The following is a 20619-nucleotide window of genomic DNA, read 5'->3' on the forward strand; positions in this document are numbered from 1 at the left end:
CAGGACCGGAGCGAGGGCATGCCGAGCATTAGCGAGGCACCGAACGAAAGGGGCAAGAGCCTTTTGGTTACTTTGGGGCTTTTCCAAAGTGACTCGCTGTAAAAGCGAAACCCTAAGTGGCCGTTACCGAAGAAACGGATATGCCCCAAACCAAACCACGCGTCACGCCAAACGCTGAGCCTTCTCGTCCTCACCCAAACAAGCCGCCGCCGTAAACAACACATCAGTCGAAGAATTCAGCGCAGTCTCCGCCGAATCCTGCAACACACCAATAATGAAACCAACCGCCACCACCTGCATGGCGATTTCACTCGGAATGCCGAACAGACTGCACGCCAGTGGAATCAGCAACAACGAACCACCCGCCACACCCGAAGCGCCACAGGCACAAATCGCCGCAACGACACTCAGCAGGATGGCAGTCGGAATGTCCACGGCAATACCCAGCGTATGCACAGCCGCCAGAGTCAGCACAGTAATGGTGATCGCAGCACCCGCCATGTTGATCGTCGCACCCAGCGGAATCGAAACCGAATAAGTGTCCTCATGCAGACCCAGGCGCTTGCTCAGTTCCAGATTGACCGGAATATTCGCCGCCGAACTGCGGGTGAAAAACGCCGTGATGCCACTTTCACGCAAGCACATGATTACCAGCGGATACGGGTTGCGACGCAGCTTCCAGAACACGATCACCGGGTTCATCACCAGCGCCACAAACAGCATGCAACCCAGCAACACCGCCAGCAGATGCGCGTAGCCGATCAAGGCACCGAAACCGGAAGTGGCGAGGGTCGACGCCACCAGGCCGAAAATCCCCAGCGGCGCAAAACGGATCACCAGGCGCACGATCAGGGTCACGCCGTTGGACAAGTCGCCGAGCACTTCACGCGTGGTGTCACCGGCGTGGCGAATGGCGACGCCCATGCCGATGGCCCACGCCAGAATGCCGATGAAATTGGCATTCATCAGCGCGCTGACCGGGTTATCCACCACGCTTAGCAGCAGACTTTGCAGCACTTCGCCGATACCGCCCGGCGCCGTCACCGCGACGTCGTGGGTGGACAGCACCAGGCTCGACGGGAACATCATGCTGGCCACGACCGCGACCACGGCCGCCGCAAACGTGCCCAGCAAGTACAGAAACAGAATCGGGCGAATGTGGGTTTCCTGGCCGTGCTTGTGGTTGGCGATCGACGCCATGACCAGCACGAACACCAGAATCGGCGCGACGGCTTTCAGCGCCGAGACGAACACTTTGCCAATGAAGGCGGTGGACTTCGCCACGTCCGGCGCAACCAGCGCCAGGGCAATCCCGGCGAGCAGGCCGATGATGATTTGCGTAACCAGGCTCAAGCGTTTCAAGCGTTGCAATAGCGAAGGGGATGAAGCGGTCATAAAACGGCATCTCTGATTTTATTAGGTGCTGAGTGTCGCGACATCGCGGCCATTAAAGGGCGGATGAACAGGGTGTACGAATCGCAGGGCGCGGACTTTATCACAGCGTCGTCCGCATCCCTCAGACCTGTGACGATCTGCCACCCGCCTGTTAAACGCGATGTGCAGGTTCGTGCAACCGCCTTTGGAAACACTCTGTTAAGATTGCGCATCCTCATTTTCATGTCTGCCAGTGAGCCTTCGGGCTATCGCTGGTGTTGTCGTTTTCTGGAGTTCTGCATGCTGTTGCCCATCCTTCTGTTGTCCGCCGCCGGTTTCACGGTGCTGACCACGGAATTCATCATCGTCGGCCTGTTGCCGGCAATCGCCCGGGATCTTGAAGTGACCATCCCCCAGGCCGGTTTGCTGGTGACGTTGTTCGCCTTCACTGTCGCCGCGTTCGGGCCGTTCCTGACCGCGTACTTCGCCCGGTTCGAACGGCGCAAGCTGTTCATCTCGGTGTTGATCATGTTCGGCCTGGCCAACACCCTCGCGGCGTTTGCGCCGAACATCTGGGTGATGGCCGTTGCGCGGTTGATCCCCGCGCTCGGGCTGCCTGTGTTCTGGGCCCTGGCCAGTGAAACGGCGGTGGACATCGTCGGGCCGGATTACGCCGGGCGCGCCATTGCCAAGATCGGTTTCGGCATCGTTTGCGCGACCGTGTTCGGGATTCCGGTGGGTACGTTGATTTCCGATGCGTTCGGCTGGCGCAGTGCCTTCGGCATTCTGGCGGTGATCGCGTTTGCCAAGGCGTTGCTGCTGTTTATCTACTTGCCGAAAACCAGCCTGCATCAACACCAGGTGAGCTTCCGTTCGCAGTTCAAGATCCTGCGCAGCCCGTTGATGATCGGGCACGTGTTGCTGTCGATCCTGGTGTTCAGCGGCATGTTTACCGCTTACACCTATCTGGCTGACATTCTTGAGCGGCTGGCCGGTTTCAACGGCACCGTGGTGGGTTGGTGCCTGATGGGCTTCGGCGCGGTGGGCCTGATCGGTAACTCGTTGGGTGGTCGCGCGGTGGACCGTCATCCGCTGATCGCTTCCGTGACGTTCTGCGCGTTCATGATCGCCGGCATGGTGACGCTGGTGCCGAACATCCATTCGCCGCTGGGTCTGGCGGCGGCAATGGGCATCTGGGGCGTGACACAAGCGGCGTTGTTCCTGGTCAGCCATGTGCGTTTGATGAAGGCAGCGCCTGAGGCACCGGCCTTTGCCGCGTCGCTGAACATTGCTGGCGCCAACCTCGGTATCGGTCTGGGCGCGATGGTCGGTGGCCGGGTGATCGACAGCGTTGGCCTGGGTGGGCTTGGCTTTGCGGCGGCCGGTTTTATTCTGATCTCGATCCTGTTGGCCATGGCGCTGATGACCTTCAAGCCCCGCGAAGTCTGCGCCTGACCCTCATATCTCGGTGAACAGCTCGCGTCGGGCACCTTCGGTAATCGCAACGATGCCGGGGTGCTTGACCTTGCGCTCCACCGAAATGGCGTAGAACGACTCGGTCACGGCGTCGGTCTGGCCAATCAATTCCACGCCGCACTGACGCTTCACTTCATCGGCAATCACGCTCGGGCCGATGAAAATCCCGCTGCCGGATTGGCCGAAAGCCTGCATCAACGCGCTGTCGTCGAACTCACCGACGATGCGCGGCTGAATCTGCTGCTCGGCAAACCAGCGTTGCAAACGACTGCGCACCACGGTTTCCGGCCCCGGAATCAGTAGCGGTGCGCCGTGCAGGCTGCGCGGGAAATCCTGGCCGTACTGCGCCGCCAGTTCGGCGGTGGCGAAGAAACTGATTCCGCATTCCCCGAGTTTCTGGCTGTAGCCCTTGATGTCGAGGTGCGACGGCATCGGGCTGTCGGAAATCACCAGGTCCAGGCGCTGAATCGCCAGGTCGGCGAGCAAGCGTTCGAGTTTGTCTTCGCGGCAGGTAATGCGCAGCGGTTCGCTCAGCTCCATGGTCGGCGCGATCAGGCGATAGACGATGGATTTGGGCACCACATCAGCCACGCCAACCCGAAACAGAATCTGTTGCTCATTGGGTTGCGCCCGCAGCATCAGCTCCAATTCACCACCGAGCTGAAACATCTGCTCGGCGTAGGGCAGGGTCTGGCGTCCGGCTTCGGTGAGTTCCAGCTGTCGGCCGACCCGACGAAACAACTCGATGCCATACGTTTGTTCGAGCAAGGAAATCTGCCCGCTGATGGTTTGCGGCGTCAGGTTCAGCTGTTCGCAGGCGCGCACGATGCTGCCGGTCTTGGCCACGACCCAGAAGTAATGCAGTTGTCGATAGTTGAGCATGGCGACCTACAGTTCGTGAAAACCGAAGTATAACCGCTAAAAATACGAATTTTCCTGAAGTGTTTGCCTCCCTAGAATGCCTCGCTATCAACGGGCCATCGTTTCGGCCCGTTTTGTTCTATCGAGGAAAGCATCATGAAGCTTAAAACCACGGCACTGTTGATTGCGTCTTTACTGGTGCTGGCCGGTTGTGACCAGGCCGAAAAAAGCGCTCAGCAACTGATGGGCAAGGCTGCCGAATCCGCCAAGCAAGCGATTGACGACACCCACAAAGCCGCCGAGCAAGCGCTCAGCGATGCCACCAGCGGGTTGACCAGCAAGAAAGAATCATCGGGCGACGATAAAGAGAAAACCGAATCGTCGTCCCAGGAAATCTAAACCGTCTTAAAACGAGTCAGGACTGACCCATGGAATACCTTTTAGAACTTGCTGCAAGCCCCACCGCCTGGGTCGCCCTGGCCACGCTGGTGGTGATGGAAATCGTGCTCGGCATCGATAACCTGATCTTCATCTCGATCCTGACCAACAAACTGCCGGAACAGCATCGGCAGAAGGCGCGGCGCATTGGTATCGGCATGGCGCTGATCCTGCGACTGGCACTGCTGAGCACCATCGCGTTCATCGTCCAGTTGACTGAGCCGGTGATCGAGATCCTCGGCCACGCGTTCTCCTGGAAGGACATGATCCTGATCGCCGGCGGCCTGTTCCTGTTGTGGAAGGCGACCACCGAGATCCATCACAGCATGGACCCGGCGCCGGAAGATCCGAAGTCGGCGACCTCGACCGTGACCCTGGGCTTTGCTGCCGCGATCGGTCAGATCCTGATGCTGGACATGGTGTTCTCCATCGACAGCATCATTACCGCTGTCGGCATGACCGAGCATTTGCCGATCATGATCATCGCGGTGGTGGTGTCGGTGCTGGTGATGTTGTTGGCGGCTGACCCATTGGCCAAGTTCATCAACGACAACCCGACGGTGGTGATGCTGGCGCTGGGCTTCCTGATCATGATCGGCATGACGCTGATCGCCGAAGGCTTCGGCGCCCACGTACCGAAAGGCTACGTCTACGCAGCCATGGCGTTCTCGGCAACGATTGAAGGCTTGAACATGATGTCGCGACGGGCCAAGCAGAAGCGCATTGCCGCTGAAGCGTAACCTGGGCTGAAACGAAAACGGCCGCCTGCACTCGCAAGAGTCCAGGCGGCCGTTTGTATTTGGGGTATTAAAAAGTGTCCGTCAGTGCGCAGTGGCGTGACGTGCAACCGGTTTATCGGTTTTCGTCACCCGAGCCGGCTGGGCGGGGTGGTGATGGTGTCGGCGGGCAATTCGCAGGACTCCCCACAACATGGCGGCGGCAACAGCCAGCCAACTGAAAATCAACATCACAATGGTCATTGTCAGGCTCATCAGTGCCTCCTCTTCGCCCTGCTTCGGGCACACACGCTTTGCAAGTGACAGTCTAGTCGCTGCCATGTTGCAGGCTATTGACCAAAGGTCGGTGCCGACCAATCAGTTCGCTCTATCGAACGCAATCAACTGCCGGTTAAGGCTATACCGCTGTCGCGCGGCGTCCTATGATCAACGGCCAAGCCGGGAGCATGGACACCTGGCGTCTGAACAAGAGAGTGATGATGGTGCGGGTATTTTCGCGAATTCGAACGGCAGCCCTGATTGTTGGCTGTGTTGCAGGTCTGGCTGGCTGCGCGGGCAGTGTGGCGCCGGAGGTCAAGCGTCTGCCGGAACGCGTGGAACTCAGCGGGACGTTCTACCGTGGGCAAAGCTTTCAAAGCGGGCCCCAGGTGCTGGCCAGTCTGTTGGCCCAGCAGGGCATCGTGATTACTCCAGGGTTGCTCGAAAAACCTTTGCACCTGCCGGGCGCCGAAGCGCAATTGCAGCAGAACATGCAGAACCTCGCCCGCGAGTACGGGATGGTCGTTTACCCACTCGACAGCCATTTGCCTGCGCTGCTGACCCAGGTTGCGGCGGGTTACCCGGTGATGGTGCGCTTCACTGAAGGCTCGGCGTTCTGGGCTGAACCGCGTTACGCCATTCTTGCCGGGTACAACCGTCAGAAGCGGACTGTGTTGCTGCGCTCGGGAATGAATCGTCGGGAGTTGATGAGCTTCAGCTCGTTTGAGTCGTCGTTCAAGGATGCGGGTGGCTGGGCGGTGCTGATCCAGAAACCGGAGCAGATTCCGGCCAACGTTGATCAGTCGCGTTGGTTGAAAGCGGCGAACGATCTGGCCCAGGCCGGTCAGGAGCAGGCTGCTGCCCGTGCGAAGAAGGCGCTGACTTCGCAGTAAGCTTCCCGTTCGTCATCTGCCCGGCACTGCCACTTGCGATTGGCCTCTAAAGGATAAGGGCCCGGATGTTTCCGGGTCCGTCCCAAGGAGGCGTCCATGACACATCCCACTTCACCCTCCGGCCCGCACTCGTCCGAGCATTCATCAGGCAATGAGTTGGGTTTCGATCCGGATTCACCGGACCTTGCCGACCCTCAGGTGGACCCCATCGGACCAGCCAGGGCGCCCAGGGATGTTAAACCGGGCGAGGCGGGCAAGGCTCCCGCCAAACCTTACGACCCGCTCGCGAATTTGAAACCCTGACGTTTTGTGTGAGGTGCGTATGTCTACTGATTCGAGTTTTGACGACAAGCGTCCGGACAGTGTTCCAACCACTGTGGAGGATGATATTGATCCGGTGATGGATCCGGACAGTCCGATGCGTGATCCGTTGGTCAGGCCGGTGGTGAGGCCAAGGGATCCGAGTGCGGGGGATGGTATTCCGGATGATGATCAGATGCCGTTGCCGAATGATTGAGGTTTTCGGTTTGGCGTTCAGTGGATTGGGGGTATATCCGTTATTGCGGTAACGGCGGCTAACGGTTTCGCTTTTACAGCGAGTCACTTTCGAAAAGCCTGCGCGGCCCGGCGGAAAGTAACCAAAGCGCTTTTGCCCCTTTCGTTCGGTGGCTCGCTCCGGTCCTGCTCCGTGGGCCCGCCGCGATCGGCCATCCTTGGCCGTGCGCGGCTAACCCGGCATCCATGCCGGGTTGCCCACTGCGCAGAACCTGCGCTCGGCCTCTCGAGGGGGCGACTACCGCCACAGCCGCCGAGGCGGCCTGAAAGCCGACCTGGCTCTTCAGTCGTGTGCACACTCCCGCATTGTGATGGCCGCACCAGTTTTGGATGTTTGCACATTCCCCTGTAGGAGCCGGCTTGCTGGCGATAGCGGTGGGTCAGTCGACGCATTTATTGACTGGACGGACGCCATCGCCAGCAAGCCGGCTCCTACAATGGATTGGGTTCACACGATTCAAAATTGTAGGAGCTGGCTTGTCGGGTCGCCGCATCGCAGCGATGGACGCCAACGATAACGCGGGCTGTCTGAATGAACGCGTTGTTCAAACGCTTTTCGCCGGCAAGCCGGCTCCTACAGGAAATCGCATACGCTTTTGATTTCCACCACTCATCAGGCCGAGCGTTAGCTCGCCTTCAGCTTTTGATCTGAGCGCCCCCTCGAGAGGCCGAGTGGAGGTTCTGCGCAGTGGGCAACCCGGCATGGATGCCGGGTTAGCCGCCCCCGGCCATGGATGGCCGATGGCGGCGGGCCCACGGAGCAGGACCGGAGCGAGGGCATGCCGAGCATTAGCGAGGCACCGAACGAAAGGGGCAAGAGCCCTTGGTTACTTGGGGCTTTTCCAAGTGACTCGCCGTAAGGGCGAAACCATAAGCCGCCGTTACCGAAGAAACGGATATATCCCCAACTACTTCGAAGCCTCAACCACACCACTCTGACGGTGCTTGAGGTTCTTCTCCGACTTGTACTGCAAGGCCTCAGACGGAACATTGGCGCCCTTGCCGGTCTCGACCCAGTTGCGAATACGACTGGCATCGGCGAAGTGCGTGTACTTGCCGTACGCATCGAGAATCACCAGCGCCACCGGACGATTACCCATGCTGGTCACCAGCACCAGGCAGTGGCCGGCTTCGTTGGTGAAACCGGTTTTGGTCAACTTGATGTCCCAGTTCGGCTTGCCGACCAGATGGTCGGTGTTGCGGAAACCCAGGCTGTAATTGGGCTTGCGAAACGAGACGGTTTTTTCCTTGGTGGTGCTCAACTCGGTCAATAACGGGTACTTGTGCGCCGCGATCAGCAATTTGCTCAGGTCGCGTGCGGTAGAAACGTTACGAGGGGAGAGGCCAGTCGGTTCGACGAAGTGGGTGCTGGTCATGCCCAGCGCCTTGGCCTTGGCGTTCATCGCGGCAATGAATGCGACATAGCCGCCCGGATAGTGGTGGGCCAGGCTCGCGGCTGCGCGGTTTTCCGAGGACATCAGCGCGATCAGCAGCATTTCCCTGCGCGGCAATTCGCTTTTGAGTTTCACCCGGGAATACACGCCTTTCATTTCTGGCGTATCGCTGATGTTGATATTGATGTACTCGTCCATGTTCTGCCTGGCTTCGACCACGACAAGACCAGTCATCAATTTGCTGACGGAGGCGATAGGGACAACCACATCGGGGTTGCTGGCATAGATGACTTTGTTGGTCTGCATATCCAGCAGCAAGGAGCTGCCGGAAGCCAGCTTGAGTTGTTTCGTATCTCGAGGTGCCGCGGTGGTTTCAGCAGCATTGACCGCTGGCGTGATGAACGTCCCTGTAAATACAAAAAATAGGCTCAGGATGGAAAGACGGATTTTCACGCTGGCAGACTCATAAGGTGTGGATTAGCCGTTTTGTAACGGGCTGTTTCTTTAAAAACGACGCATTTTAGGAGTATGGCTGAAGAACTGTCGATGGTTGTTCAATCGACAAGTCAAAGTCCTTGAAAAGCCCTACAAAACAGCAGGTTTCCGGCGAGTGGTAGTGTCATTCCACGGGCAAAAAGAACCCCGCCATTGGCAGGGTTCTTTTGTTCGTTGCCTGGATCGAGGCGTGAACTCAGCTGTGCAGCGTTTCCGCTGCGTACAGCGTGTTTTCCAGCAGGCAGGCGCGGGTCATCGGGCCGACGCCGCCCGGTACTGGAGTGATCCAGCCAGCGCGGGGCAGGGCGGTTTCATAGATCACGTCGCCGACCAGTTTGCCGTCTTCCTGACGGTTGATGCCGACGTCGATCACGATCGCGCCTTCCTTGATCCATTCACCCTTGACCAGGCCCGGCTTGCCGGCGGCGACCACCACCAGATCGGCGCGACCGACGTGGCCTGCCAGATCCTTGGTGAAGCGGTGGGTGACGGTCACGGTGCAACCGGCCAGCAGCAATTCCATCGCCATCGGTCGCCCGACAATGTTGGAGGCGCCGACGACCACTGCGTCCATCCCGTAAAGATCGGCCCCGGTGCTTTCCAGCAGGGTCATGATCCCTTTGGGCGTGCAAGGGCGCAGCAGCGGAATGCGCTGGGCCAGACGACCGACGTTATAAGGATGGAAGCCGTCGACGTCTTTGTCTGGACGAATGCGTTCCAGCAATTTGGACGCGTCCAGGTGTTCAGGCAACGGAAGCTGAAGCAGAACGCCGTCGATTGCCGGGTCGTCGTTCAGGCGATCGATCAGGGCGGTCAGCGCTTCTTGAGTGGTTTCGGAAGGCAGGTCGTAGGCTTGGGAAATGAAGCCGACCTCTTCACAGTCTTTACGCTTGTGCGAGACATAAACCTGAGAGGCAGGATCGCTGCCGACCAGGATCACCGCGAGACCGGGAGTGCGCAGGCCTTGCTGGCGACGCTCGGTGACGCGTTTGGCGATCTGCTGGCGCAGGCTGGCGGCGATCGATTTGCCGTCGATTAGTTGTGCAGTCATTGCGCGTGATTAACCATCGAGAGGGGAAAAAAAGAGAACGCATTCTCGCATGTCATGAGGTGAGGGCAAAGGCGCTTGGTCTGCAAATTCCTCTAACCCCTTTAATTAAATGAATTTTTTTTAAAAAGGATTTGACGCCCTACGGGGGGCTCTATACTATTCGTCGCACTTGTCGGGCACAGCCTAGCACTGGTTAAGAAGGTCGAGCGGAATTACGATTCTGCAAGGCTGGAAAGCACTTAGTTTGTAGTCCTTCAAGGGTACAGATTAACAAGGCGCCCGTAGCTCAGCTGGATAGAGCATCCGCCTTCTAAGCGGATGGTCGCAGGTTCGAGTCCTGCCGGGTGCGCCATTAGGCAGCTTTGGCACAAGTAACGCGATATGGTGGGCGTAGCTCAGTTGGTAGAGCACGGGATTGTGACTCCCGTTGTCGTGGGTTCGATCCCCATCGTCCACCCCATATTTCGAAAGGCGCCAGATTAACAGTCTGGCGCCTTTGCTTTAACGGCTACATGCGGATGTGGTGGAATTGGTAGACACACTGGATTTAGGTTCCAGCGCCGCGAGGCGTAAGAGTTCGAGTCTCTTCATCCGCACCAAATAAAGCTTCATTCAGGCCGCTGGCTTGGCTGGAGCTCAACGAAGAAGTTGTTTGGCTTCTTTGTTACGCAATATGGTGGGCGTAGCTCAGTTGGTAGAGCACGGGATTGTGACTCCCGTTGTCGTGGGTTCGATCCCCATCGTCCACCCCATATTCCGAAAGGCGCCAGATTTAACAGTCTGGCGCCTTTTTTGTTTTAGTGGTCTGAGTGTTTCGCGACTGCAGGTTCTGGGTCGCAGGCGCAGGGCGTTTCGTCGTATTTTTGTTTCTCGATGATGCCGTGCTGCTCGCCGGTCTTGCTCGCGAGATCGGCTGTCAGGGGGATGCCTGGCAATCGCTTCTATATATAGAAGGGTTGGCGCAGAGCCCTGGCATGATTGGCTGTATTTGCCACCGGGGCGAGATGCATTCATGCATTCGCACCTATAAATTGCCTGCTGCGTTGTTACCCGTTTTCAGTAGGGTGACTTCTTGAGTTTGACCTACTAGAATGCATGCCCTTGATTCTGGGGTCGGAAACGGCCGGCCAACGTCTGTGCAACGAGGAATATCCATGCAAGTTTCTGTTGAAAATACTTCTGCTCTTGAGCGCCGCATGAGCATCACCGTGCCGGCTGAGCGCATCGAGACTCAGGTCAACAAGCGTCTGCAGCAGACCGCCCAAAAGGCCAAGATCGCTGGTTTCCGTCCAGGCAAAGTGCCGATGAGCGAAATCAAGCGCCGTTTTGGTGCTGATGCACGTCAGGAAGCTGTCGGCGACGTCATCCAGTCCTCTTTCTACGAAGCCGTAGTTGAGCAAAAGCTGAACCCGGCTGGCGCTCCTTCGATCGAGCCGAAATCCCTGGAAGCTGGCAAAGACCTGGAATACGTCGCGATTTTCGAAGTGTTCCCTGAGTTCACCGTTGCCGGTTTCGAAGGCATCACCGTTGAGCGCCTGAGCGCTGACGTGGCTGACGCCGATCTGGACAAAATGCTGGACGTGCTGCGCAAGCAGAACACCCGTTTCGAAGTGGCCGATCGCGCCGCTCAGAACGACGACCAACTGAACATCGATTTCGTCGGCAAGGTTGACGGTGAAGTGTTCGCTGGCGGTTCCGCCAAAGGCACTCAGCTGGTTCTGGGTTCCGGCCGCATGATCCCGGGTTTCGAAGACGGTCTGGTTGGCGCTAAAGCCGGCGAAGAGCGCGTTCTGAACCTGACCTTCCCAGCTGACTATCAGAACCTGGACCTGGCGGGCAAAACCGCTGAGTTCACCGTGACTGTGAACACTGTTTCCGAGCCAAAACTGCCTGAGCTGAACGAAGAGTTCTTCGCTCAATTCGGCATCAAGGAAACCGGTCTGGAAGGCTTCCGCGCCGAAGTTCGCAAGAACATGGAGCGTGAACTGCGTCAGGCAATCAAATCCAAGGTCAAGAATCAGGTAATGGACGGTCTGCTGGCCACCAACCCGATCGAAGTGCCAAAGGCTCTGCTGTCCAACGAAGTTGACCGTCTGCGCGTGCAGGCTGTTCAGCAGTTCGGCGGCAACATCAAGCCTGACCAACTGCCGGCCGAGCTGTTCGAAGAGCAAGCCAAGCGTCGCGTTGTTCTGGGTCTGATCGTGGCTGAAGTGGTCAAGCAATTCGACCTCAAGCCTGACGAAGCCCGCGTTCGCGAAATGATCCAGGAAATGGCTTCGGCCTACCAAGAGCCTGAGCAGGTTGTGTCCTGGTACTACAAGAACGAGCAGCAACTGAACGAAGTCCGTTCGGTTGTGCTGGAAGAGCAAGTTGTGGATACTGTTCTGCAGAAAGCTAGCGTGACCGACAAATCGGTCTCTTACGAAGAAGCGGTCAAGCCGGTAGAAGCTCCACAAGCCGACTGATCTTTTCTGCGGTAAGAAGCACACACCATAAGCCAGCCTTCGTGCTGGCTTATGCGTATTCAAGACATAACTATTTGGGAGTGACTGCAGAGCATGTTCCGTAATTCGTATATTCAGCAGAACTCTGATATCCAGGCCGCAGGCGGCCTGGTCCCGATGGTTGTCGAGCAGTCTGCTCGTGGCGAGCGCGCCTACGACATTTACTCGCGTCTTCTCAAGGAGCGGGTGATCTTTCTGGTGGGTCCGGTAGAGGACTACATGGCCAACCTGATTTGCGCGCAGCTGTTGTTCCTTGAAGCGGAAAACCCGGACAAGGACATCCATCTCTATATCAACTCCCCGGGCGGTTCGGTGACGGCGGGCATGTCGATCTACGACACCATGCAGTTCATCAAGCCTAACGTGTCGACCACCTGTATCGGTCAGGCCTGCAGCATGGGCGCATTCCTGCTGACCGCCGGTGCTCCTGGCAAGCGTTACTGCCTGCCGAACTCACGCGTGATGATTCACCAGCCACTGGGCGGTTTCCAGGGGCAGGCTTCGGATATCGAAATCCATGCCAAGGAAATCCTCTTCATTCGTGAGCGTCTCAACACGCTGATGGCCAAGCACAGCGGGCGCACGCTTGAAGAGATCGAGCGCGATACCAACCGCGACAATTTCATGAGTGCAGAAGCCGCGCGTGAATACGGGTTGATCGATGAAGTGATCACCCAGCGCCCCGCTTAATATAAGCAGCTCAAAATAAGGCGGGTCGGCTGGTCCGATCACCAGCGGGCTTGAAAAAGCCCGCAATAGCCTTCATCTTGTGTTGCAAGCCTATCGGATTTGGATCGAACGAATGACTGACACCCGCAACGGCGAGGACAACGGCAAGCTGCTCTATTGCTCCTTCTGTGGCAAAAGCCAGCATGAAGTGCGCAAATTGATTGCCGGCCCCTCGGTCTTTATCTGCGACGAGTGCGTCGACCTGTGCAATGACATCATCCGAGAGGAGGTGCAGGAAGCCCAGGCGGAAAGCAGCGCGCATAAATTGCCTTCGCCTAAAGAAATCAGCGGCATCCTTGATCAGTACGTGATTGGTCAGGAGCGTGCAAAAAAGGTTCTGGCTGTAGCGGTGTACAACCACTACAAACGCCTGAACCAGCGTGACAAAAAGAATGACGACGTCGAACTCGGCAAGAGCAACATCCTGCTGATCGGCCCGACAGGCTCGGGTAAAACCCTGCTTGCCGAAACACTGGCCCGCTTGTTGAACGTTCCGTTCACCATCGCCGACGCAACCACCCTCACCGAGGCGGGTTATGTGGGTGAAGATGTCGAGAACATCATTCAGAAGCTGTTGCAGAAGTGCGATTACGACGTAGAAAAAGCCCAGATGGGTATTGTCTACATCGATGAGATCGACAAGATCTCGCGCAAGTCTGACAACCCGTCGATCACCCGGGACGTTTCCGGTGAAGGCGTGCAGCAGGCCCTGCTCAAGCTGATCGAAGGTACGGTCGCTTCCGTTCCGCCTCAAGGTGGTCGCAAGCATCCGCAGCAGGAATTCCTTCAGGTTGACACCCGTAACATCCTGTTCATCTGCGGCGGCGCATTCTCTGGTCTGGAAAAGGTTATTCAAAACCGTTCCACCAAGGGCGGCATCGGTTTCAACGCAGAAGTGCGCAGCAAGGAAGAAGGCAAGAAAGTCGGTGAATCCCTGCGTGAAGTCGAGCCTGACGATCTGGTCAAGTTCGGTCTGATCCCGGAATTCGTCGGTCGTCTGCCGGTTCTTGCCACGCTGGACGAGCTTGATGAGGCTGCATTGATGCAGATCCTCACCGAGCCGAAAAATGCTCTGACCAAACAGTATGCCAAGCTGTTCGAGATGGAAGGCGTGGACCTGGAATTCCGGGCAGACGCACTCAAATCGGTCGCCAAACGTGCCCTGGAACGCAAGACCGGTGCCCGTGGACTGCGCTCGATTCTCGAAGGTGTATTGCTCGACACTATGTATGAAATCCCCTCGCAGTCCGAGGTGAGTAAAGTAGTGATCGATGAAAGCGTTATAGAAGGCAAGTCCAAGCCACTGTATATCTACGAAAACAGTGAGCCGGCTGCCAAGGCCGCGCCAGACGCTTAAGCGTCACGCAGCTGGAATAAAGAAGGGGCCTTCGGGCCCCTTTTCTTTTAAAGCATTTTTAACGTCCTCTTTGCGCTTGTTTTTTTTCAAGGCAGCCCCCATCTTGGTTTCAAGCTTACTTCCATCTGTTTACGGCCTTATGGCCGCCGTAGAGGCGAAATCATGAAGACAACCATCGAATTGCCTCTCCTGCCATTGCGTGATGTCGTGGTTTATCCGCACATGGTTATCCCGCTGTTCGTGGGGCGCGAGAAATCCATCGAAGCCCTCGAGGCAGCGATGACGGGCGACAAGCAGATCCTTCTGCTGGCCCAGAGAAACCCTGCTGACGACGATCCCGGTGAAGAAGCACTTTATCGCGTAGGTACGATCGCTACCGTTCTGCAGTTGCTCAAGTTGCCTGACGGCACGGTCAAGGTTCTGGTCGAAGGTGAGCAGCGCGGCGCCGTGGAGCGCTTCAGCGAAGTGGACGGCCATTGCCGTGCCGAAGTCTCCTTGATCGATGAAGTCGATGCGCCTGAGCGCGAGTCGGAAGTGTTTGTCCGCAGCCTGCTGGCTCAGTTCGAACAATATGTGCAGTTGGGCAAGAAAGTCCCCGCTGAAGTCCTGTCGTCGCTCAACAGCATCGACGAACCAGGCCGCCTGGTCGACACCATGGCCGCGCACATGGCCCTGAAGATCGAGCAGAAGCAGGAAATTCTCGAAATCATCGATTTGTCGGCCCGGGTCGAGCACGTCCTGGCGTTGCTGGATGCCGAGATCGATCTGCTGCAAGTCGAAAAACGCATTCGCGGTCGCGTCAAAAAACAAATGGAGCGCAGCCAGCGCGAGTACTACCTGAATGAGCAGATGAAGGCCATTCAGAAAGAGCTCGGCGACAGCGACGAAGGCCATAACGAAATCGAAGAGCTGAAAAAGCGCATCGATGCCGCCGGCCTGCCGAAAGACGCCTTGGCCAAGGCCCAGGCCGAACTGAACAAGCTGAAGCAAATGTCGCCAATGTCCGCGGAAGCGACCGTGGTGCGTTCGTACATCGACTGGCTGGTTCAGGTGCCGTGGAAGGCTCAGAGCAAAGTGCGTCTGGACCTGGCGCGTGCAGAAGACATCCTCGACGCCGACCACTACGGTCTGGAAGAAGTCAAAGAACGCATCCTCGAATACCTCGCCGTGCAAAAGCGCGTGAAGAAGATTCGTGGCCCGGTGTTGTGCCTTGTCGGTCCTCCTGGTGTGGGTAAAACCTCGCTGGCGGAGTCGATTGCTCACGCCACCAACCGTAAATTCGTGCGCATGGCCCTCGGTGGTGTGCGCGATGAAGCGGAAATTCGTGGTCATCGCCGGACTTATATCGGTTCGATGCCAGGTAGATTGATTCAAAAGATGACAAAAGTGGGCGTCCGCAACCCGCTGTTCCTGCTCGATGAAATCGACAAAATGGGCAGCGACATGCGTGGCGATCCAGCATCGGCGTTGCTGGAAGTGCTCGATCCGGAGCAGAACCACAACTTCAACGATCACTATCTGGAAGTCGATTACGACCTGTCCGATGTGATGTTCCTGTGCACCTCGAACTCGATGAATATTCCACCGGCGCTGCTCGACCGGATGGAAGTGATTCGTCTGCCGGGTTACACCGAAGACGAGAAAATCAACATCGCCGTCAAGTACCTTTCGCCGAAGCAGATTGCTGCCAACGGTTTGAAGAAAGGCGAGCTGGAATTCGACGCCGAAGCGATCCGCGACATCATCCGCTACTACACCCGCGAAGCCGGTGTACGTGGGCTGGAGCGCCAGATTGCCAAGGTTTGCCGCAAGGCGGTCAAGGAGCATGCACTGGAAAAACGCTTCTCGGTGAAGGTCACTGCCGACATGCTGGAGCACTTCCTGGGCGTGCGTAAATTCCGCTACGGCCTGGCTGAATCGCAGGATCAGATCGGTCAGGTGACCGGCTTGGCATGGACTCAGGTGGGCGGCGAATTGCTGACCATCGAAGCCGCTGTCGTACCGGGCAAAGGCCAGTTGATCAAGACCGGTTCGCTGGGTGACGTGATGGTCGAATCGATCACCGCTGCCTTGACCGTTGTCCGCAGCCGCGCGAAGAGCCTGGGCATTCCCCTGGACTTCCACGAGAAGCGTGACACGCACATCCATATGCCGGAAGGGGCGACCCCGAAGGACGGCCCTAGCGCCGGTGTAGGCATGTGCACGGCCCTGGTGTCGGCGTTGACCGGGATCCCGGTGCGCGCTGACGTGGCCATGACGGGTGAAATCACCTTGCGCGGTCAAGTGCTGGCGATTGGCGGTCTGAAAGAAAAACTGCTTGCTGCCCACCGTGGCGGGATCAAGACGGTGATCATTCCTGAAGAGAACGTACGCGATCTGAAGGAAATTCCTGACAATATCAAGCAAGATCTGCAGATTAAACCGGTTAAATGGATTGACGAGGTCCTGCAAATTGCGCTGCAATACGCGCCGGAGCCCTTGCCCGATGTAGCTCCGGAGATAGTTGCAAAGGATGAAAAACGCGAGTCTGACTCTAAGGAAAGAATTAGCACGCATTAGTACGCATTTGCCTGGAGGGCTTGTTGACAGCTTTTTAGAGCCCTTGTTATAAAGCGGCTCTTAAGTGTCTGTAGGCCATTCAGCACTCGTTTTTGCTTTCACCAAAAAACTTAGAATCATACTCAAATAGATATAAGGGGACTTAGAGTGAACAAGTCGGAACTGATTGATGCTATCGCTGCATCCGCTGATATCCCGAAAGCTGCTGCTGGCCGTGCGCTGGACGCTGTAATCGAATCCGTCACTGGCGCTCTCAAGGCTGGCGACTCTGTTGTTCTGGTTGGTTTCGGTACTTTCTCCGTGACTGATCGTCCAGCTCGCATTGGTCGTAACCCACAGACCGGTAAGACACTGGAAATCGCAGCAGCCAAAAAACCAGGTTTCAAAGCCGGTAAAGCACTGAAAGAAGCTGTCAACTAAGTTCGATTCAGGTTTTTGCCTATCCGGGTCGGGGTCATGCCTGACCTGGCAGCGGAGCGGTAGTCCAGTCGGCAAGTTGCCGGTCCGAGACACCGAGGGTCGCAAGTTCGAACCCTTGGTCCGCTCCGCCAGTTACGAGAAGGCGCATCCTCGGATGCGCCTTTCTTCTATCCGGATTCTACCCACGCTCCACGGTTGCCTAATTTTGAAGTTCAACCGTTTCTGGGGGACGCATGCTGCAGAATATCAGGGACAATTCACAAGGCTGGATTGCCAAGACCATTATCGGGGTCATCGTTGCACTGATGGCTTTGACCGGTTTCGACGCCATTTTTCAGGCCACCACCCATCGTAACGATGCGGCCAAGGTCAACGGCGAAGAAATCAGCCAGAACGAGCTGAGCCAGGCGGTCGATATGCAACGCCGTCAACTCATGCAACAGCTGGGCAAGGATTTCGATGCTTCCTTGCTCGACGAAAAAATGCTGCGCGAATCGGCCCTCAAAGGCTTGATCGACCGCAAGCTGCTGCTGCAAGGCGCAGAAAACTCGAAATTCGCTTTTTCCGAAGCGGCTTTGGACCAAGTGATCCTGCAAACCCCTGAGTTCCAGGTGGACGGCAAGTTCAGCTCCGAGCGTTTCGATCAGGTTATTCGTCAGCTCGGCTACAGCCGCATGCAATTCCGCCAGATGCTGGCTCAGGAAATGCTGATCGGCCAACTGCGCGCTGGCCTGGCTGGCAGCGGTTTCGTTACCGACGCACAGGTGCTGGCTTTCGCCCGTCTGGAAAAACAGACCCGCGATTTCGCTACCCTGAACGTCAAGGCTGACCCGGCGGCTGTGAAGCTGACCGACGATGAGGTCAAGGCCTACTACGACGAACACGCCAAGGAATTCATGACGCCGGATCAGGTGATCATCGATTACCTCGAGTTGAAGAAGTCTTCCTTCTTTGATCAGGTCGCGGTGAAAGACGAAGACCTGCAAGCGGCGTATCAGAAAGAAATCGCCAACCTGTCCGAGCAACGTCGGGCGGCGCACATTTTGATCGAAGTGAACGACAAGGTGACCGAGGCGCAAGCCAAGGCCAAGATCGAAGAAGTTCAAGCCCGTCTGGCCAAAGGCGAGAAGTTCGAGGCCCTGGCCAAGGAATTCTCCCAGGATCCAGGTTCGGCGAACAACGGTGGTGACCTCGGTTACGCAGGCCCTGGCGTCTACGATCCAGCGTTCGAAACCGCGCTGTATGCGTTGGCCAAGGACCAGGTTTCGGCCCCGGTTCGTACTGATTTCGGCTTCCACCTGATCAAGCTGTTGGGTGTCGAGGCGCCGGAAGTTCCGACCTTCGCCAGCCTGAAAGACAAGCTGACCCGCGAGCTGAAAACCCAGCAGGTCGAGCAGCGTTTCGTCGAGGCGACCAAGCAACTGGAAGACTCGTCGTTCGAATCTTCCGATCTGGCCCAGCCGGCACAGGACCTGAAACTGACCGTTCACACCTCCAAGCCGTTCGGCCGGGAAGGTGGCGACGGCGTTGCAGCCAACCGTGCGGTGATCGCTGCCGCGTTCAGTCCTGAAGTGCTGGATGAGGGTGCCAACAGCACCGCCATCGAACTCGATCCGGAAACCGTGATCGTGTTGCGTGCCAAGGAACACCTGAAGCCTGCGCAACTGCCGCTGGAAAGCGTCTCTGCCGCCATCCGCGGGCAATTGGCCAAGGAGCACGCCAGTGCTGCCGCCAAGACCAAGGCTGATGAGCTGATTGCCGGCCTGCGCGAAGGCAAGACGCCGCTGGACAAGGCGATTGACGGTCAGAGCTGGAAAGTCACCGCTGCGGCGAATCGCGCTCAGGAAGGGATCGACCCGACTGTGCTGCAAGCGTTGTTCCGCATGCCGAAGCCGGTTGCCAAAGACAAGCCGACCTTCAGCAGCGTGACCCTGGCGGATGGTAGCCTGGTGATCGTGCGTCTGAACGGCGTCAACGAAGCCGCTGCGCCGACCGACGAAGAGAAGGCTCAATACCGTCGCTTCCTCGCCTCGCGCATTGGTCAGCAAGACTTTGCGGCCTACCGCAAGCAGCTGGAAGCCGAAGCGGACATCAAGCGTTTCTGATGCCTGACTGAGTTTCCCGCGACACAAAAACCCCGGCCAAACCGCCGGGGTTTTTTGTGGGCACAGAAAAAACGGGCAGGGGCTGTCCGTCGGCTGAGGTTTTTCCGGGCGACTTTTTCCTGTAAATGGCAGTCATTACACTTGTAACTGTTTCAAGACACTAATCGATGCGACGCTAAGCATCGATCTGTTGCACAATACGCCCCGGACCGTTTTTCTCAGGATGTTCAATGTTTAAATCATTTCCCGTGCGGGTTGTCGGGCTGGCGTTGGTGCTGGCCGTTGCGGCCGGTTGCTCTTCGAAAAAAGCCCCGATCTATGAGCATGAGAACTTCGACGACTCCGGAACCTTTTCGCGCAATTACCCGGTCACCGATGCGCAATCCTGCGAAGCCGCCCGTCGCGCGTTGCTCAGCCAGGGTTACATCATCACCAGCAACGACCCGAAGCTGATCAGTGGTCACAAGAGCTTCCAGCAGACCGGCGAGACCCACATGGAGATCAGCTTCAGTGTGGTCTGTGCCGATGATGGCAGCGAAGGCCATCACGCGACCATGTTCGCCAACGCCTTGCAGGATCGCTATGCGCTGAAGAAGACCAACAACTCCGCGAGCCTCGGTGTCGGTGTGTTGGGTTCGGTATCGATGCCGATCGGCTCGTCCGACGACTCGATGGTCAAGGTCGCCAGCGAAACCGTCTCGTCGGCTAAGTTCTACGAGCGTTTCTTCGCCCTGGTCGAATTGTTCCTGCCGCCGGAAGCGAAAAAAGCCGCGCACATCGTCGAAAAGCCGAAAACCGATCTGGGCGTGCCTGAAGCCAAGGCCGCTCCGGCGCCTGAGCCGGCCTCTGCCGCCCAATCAGCTCCAGCTCCCGCTCCGGCAGCTGAGCCTGCGCCGGCACCTGCTGCGGAACCGGTTGCACCGCCACCTGAGCCTGCACCGGTTGCACCGGTCGAGAACGCTGAATCGGCGGCACCGTCGACGGAAAATGTCACGCCACCGGCGCAGTCGAATTTGCCTCCTCCGAGCGAACCGATTCCTGCCATGCCTGTGACCAGCCAATAATCGGTGACTGACGTTCCGGGATCGGCTCGCAGCCTGTCGATCCCGGAATCGTGTTCAAGTTTGATCCGCGTCAACCCAGGCCACATTCCGATGGCCTGCATCGAAAAATCCTGTGATAAATTCCTGACCACCTGCTACGTTTTATTCAGTAGCGACGGAGTGTCGTGCCTGCGTCATTTTTCTTTCACGCGGGCACTTTATGCTCAAGGTGCAGGTCATTTATTCAAGCGTTTTTTCAACGAGCGATGGGGGATTCAAAATGGACGATTATCAAGAAGAGCTGCTCGAGTTCCAGGCCTTTGAACTGGACCCGCTGGAACCGGCTGAAGACGCTACTGAGCTGTAAGCG

General features: G+C 57.4%; 19 protein-coding genes and 5 tRNA genes. 19 read left to right on the forward strand and 5 right to left on the reverse strand.

The window, feature by feature from the left end; genetic code table 11:
* Positions 1-162: 162 nt before the first annotated feature.
* Positions 163-1395 carry a serine/threonine transporter SstT gene (sstT, locus tag J4E42_RS19675; protein ID WP_008033700.1) on the reverse strand — a complete coding sequence of 411 codons (1233 nt, stop codon included), beginning with the start codon at positions 1393-1395 and terminating at the stop codon, positions 163-165.
* A gap of 279 nt (positions 1396-1674) precedes the next feature.
* On the opposite strand from sstT, the gene J4E42_RS19680 reads away from it, so the two are divergent.
* Complete coding sequence (locus tag J4E42_RS19680) at positions 1675-2829, forward strand: MFS transporter (RefSeq protein WP_008033699.1); 1155 nt, start codon at positions 1675-1677, stop codon at positions 2827-2829.
* Positions 2830-2832: 3 nt separating this feature from the next.
* Here the strand turns inward: J4E42_RS19680 and nhaR are convergent, their stop codons facing one another.
* Positions 2833-3732 carry a transcriptional activator NhaR gene (gene nhaR / locus J4E42_RS19685; protein WP_008033698.1) on the reverse strand — a complete coding sequence of 300 codons (900 nt, stop codon included), beginning with the start codon at positions 3730-3732 and terminating at the stop codon, positions 2833-2835.
* 135 nt (positions 3733-3867) lie between these two features.
* Between nhaR and J4E42_RS19690 the strand changes: the two genes are divergently transcribed.
* Entirely contained in the window at positions 3868-4110 is a 243-nt protein-coding gene (locus J4E42_RS19690; protein ID WP_207285959.1) for a hypothetical protein, read from the forward strand.
* Positions 4111-4139: 29 nt separating this feature from the next.
* Positions 4140-4889: a TerC family protein gene (locus tag J4E42_RS19695; protein WP_008044163.1), complete on the forward strand. Its 750-nt coding sequence runs from the start codon at positions 4140-4142 to the stop codon at positions 4887-4889.
* A gap of 81 nt (positions 4890-4970) precedes the next feature.
* Here J4E42_RS19695 and J4E42_RS19700 read toward each other — a convergent pair whose 3' ends face one another.
* Entirely contained in the window at positions 4971-5141 is a 171-nt protein-coding gene (locus J4E42_RS19700) for a hypothetical protein (RefSeq protein WP_177318192.1), read from the reverse strand.
* 167 nt (positions 5142-5308) lie between these two features.
* Here J4E42_RS19700 and J4E42_RS19705 point away from each other — a divergent pair, with 167 nt between their 5' ends.
* From J4E42_RS19705 to J4E42_RS19710, 3 genes are all read left to right on the forward strand, one after another.
* Entirely contained in the window at positions 5309-6037 is a 729-nt protein-coding gene (locus tag J4E42_RS19705; RefSeq protein ID WP_207285960.1) for a peptidase C39 family protein, read from the forward strand.
* A gap of 96 nt (positions 6038-6133) precedes the next feature.
* Positions 6134-6340, forward strand: coding sequence for a DUF6021 family protein (locus J4E42_RS29360; RefSeq protein WP_008033692.1), 207 nt, complete (start codon positions 6134-6136; stop codon positions 6338-6340).
* Positions 6341-6359: 19 nt separating this feature from the next.
* Positions 6360-6554, forward strand: coding sequence for a hypothetical protein (locus J4E42_RS19710; protein WP_207285961.1), 195 nt, complete (start codon positions 6360-6362; stop codon positions 6552-6554).
* Positions 6555-7500: 946 nt separating this feature from the next.
* Here the strand turns inward: J4E42_RS19710 and pbpG are convergent.
* Both pbpG and folD read right to left on the reverse strand, forming a co-directional pair.
* Entirely contained in the window at positions 7501-8439 is a 939-nt protein-coding gene (gene pbpG, locus J4E42_RS19715) for a D-alanyl-D-alanine endopeptidase (protein ID WP_207285962.1), read from the reverse strand.
* A gap of 238 nt (positions 8440-8677) precedes the next feature.
* Complete coding sequence (gene folD, locus J4E42_RS19720) at positions 8678-9532, reverse strand: bifunctional methylenetetrahydrofolate dehydrogenase/methenyltetrahydrofolate cyclohydrolase FolD (protein WP_008034109.1); 855 nt, start codon at positions 9530-9532, stop codon at positions 8678-8680.
* A 275-nt stretch (positions 9533-9807) separates the two neighbouring features.
* On the opposite strand from folD, the gene J4E42_RS19725 reads away from it, so the two are divergent.
* The 13 genes from J4E42_RS19725 to J4E42_RS19785 all read left to right on the forward strand — a co-directional run bounded on the left by J4E42_RS19725 (position 9808) and on the right by J4E42_RS19785 (position 20616).
* Positions 9808-9884: transfer RNA gene (locus tag J4E42_RS19725), tRNA-Arg, on the forward strand.
* Positions 9885-9916: 32 nt separating this feature from the next.
* A tRNA-His gene (locus J4E42_RS19730) sits at positions 9917-9992 on the forward strand.
* 54 nt (positions 9993-10046) lie between these two features.
* Positions 10047-10131, forward strand: a tRNA-Leu gene (locus J4E42_RS19735).
* A gap of 77 nt (positions 10132-10208) precedes the next feature.
* Positions 10209-10284: transfer RNA gene (locus tag J4E42_RS19740), tRNA-His, on the forward strand.
* A 402-nt stretch (positions 10285-10686) separates the two neighbouring features.
* Complete coding sequence (gene tig / locus J4E42_RS19745; RefSeq protein ID WP_032832734.1) at positions 10687-11997, forward strand: trigger factor; 1311 nt, start codon at positions 10687-10689, stop codon at positions 11995-11997.
* Between the two features lie 93 nt (positions 11998-12090).
* Positions 12091-12726: an ATP-dependent Clp endopeptidase proteolytic subunit ClpP gene (clpP, locus tag J4E42_RS19750; RefSeq protein ID WP_008034105.1), complete on the forward strand. Its 636-nt coding sequence runs from the start codon at positions 12091-12093 to the stop codon at positions 12724-12726.
* Positions 12727-12838: 112 nt separating this feature from the next.
* Positions 12839-14122, forward strand: coding sequence for an ATP-dependent Clp protease ATP-binding subunit ClpX (gene clpX, locus J4E42_RS19755; protein WP_007946893.1), 1284 nt, complete (start codon positions 12839-12841; stop codon positions 14120-14122).
* Between the two features lie 162 nt (positions 14123-14284).
* Positions 14285-16681 carry an endopeptidase La gene (gene lon / locus J4E42_RS19760; RefSeq protein WP_207285963.1) on the forward strand — a complete coding sequence of 799 codons (2397 nt, stop codon included), beginning with the start codon at positions 14285-14287 and terminating at the stop codon, positions 16679-16681.
* Between the two features lie 147 nt (positions 16682-16828).
* Positions 16829-17101, forward strand: a complete 273-nt coding sequence (locus J4E42_RS19765) for an HU family DNA-binding protein (RefSeq protein ID WP_002552737.1) — start codon at positions 16829-16831, stop codon at positions 17099-17101.
* A 53-nt stretch (positions 17102-17154) separates the two neighbouring features.
* A tRNA-Leu gene (locus tag J4E42_RS19770) sits at positions 17155-17232 on the forward strand.
* Positions 17233-17334: 102 nt separating this feature from the next.
* Entirely contained in the window at positions 17335-19206 is a 1872-nt protein-coding gene (locus tag J4E42_RS19775) for a SurA N-terminal domain-containing protein (RefSeq protein ID WP_207285964.1), read from the forward strand.
* A 230-nt stretch (positions 19207-19436) separates the two neighbouring features.
* Positions 19437-20270: a DUF2242 domain-containing protein gene (locus tag J4E42_RS19780; RefSeq protein ID WP_207285965.1), complete on the forward strand. Its 834-nt coding sequence runs from the start codon at positions 19437-19439 to the stop codon at positions 20268-20270.
* 199 nt (positions 20271-20469) lie between these two features.
* Positions 20470-20616: a hypothetical protein gene (locus J4E42_RS19785; RefSeq protein ID WP_192419911.1), complete on the forward strand. Its 147-nt coding sequence runs from the start codon at positions 20470-20472 to the stop codon at positions 20614-20616.
* Positions 20617-20619 lie beyond the last annotated feature (3 nt).

Origin of the sequence: Pseudomonas sp. FW300-N2A2 (assembly GCF_017351735.1) — a bacterium.
In the GTDB taxonomy this organism is placed as follows: Bacteria; Pseudomonadota; Gammaproteobacteria; order Pseudomonadales; family Pseudomonadaceae; genus Aquipseudomonas; species Aquipseudomonas migulae.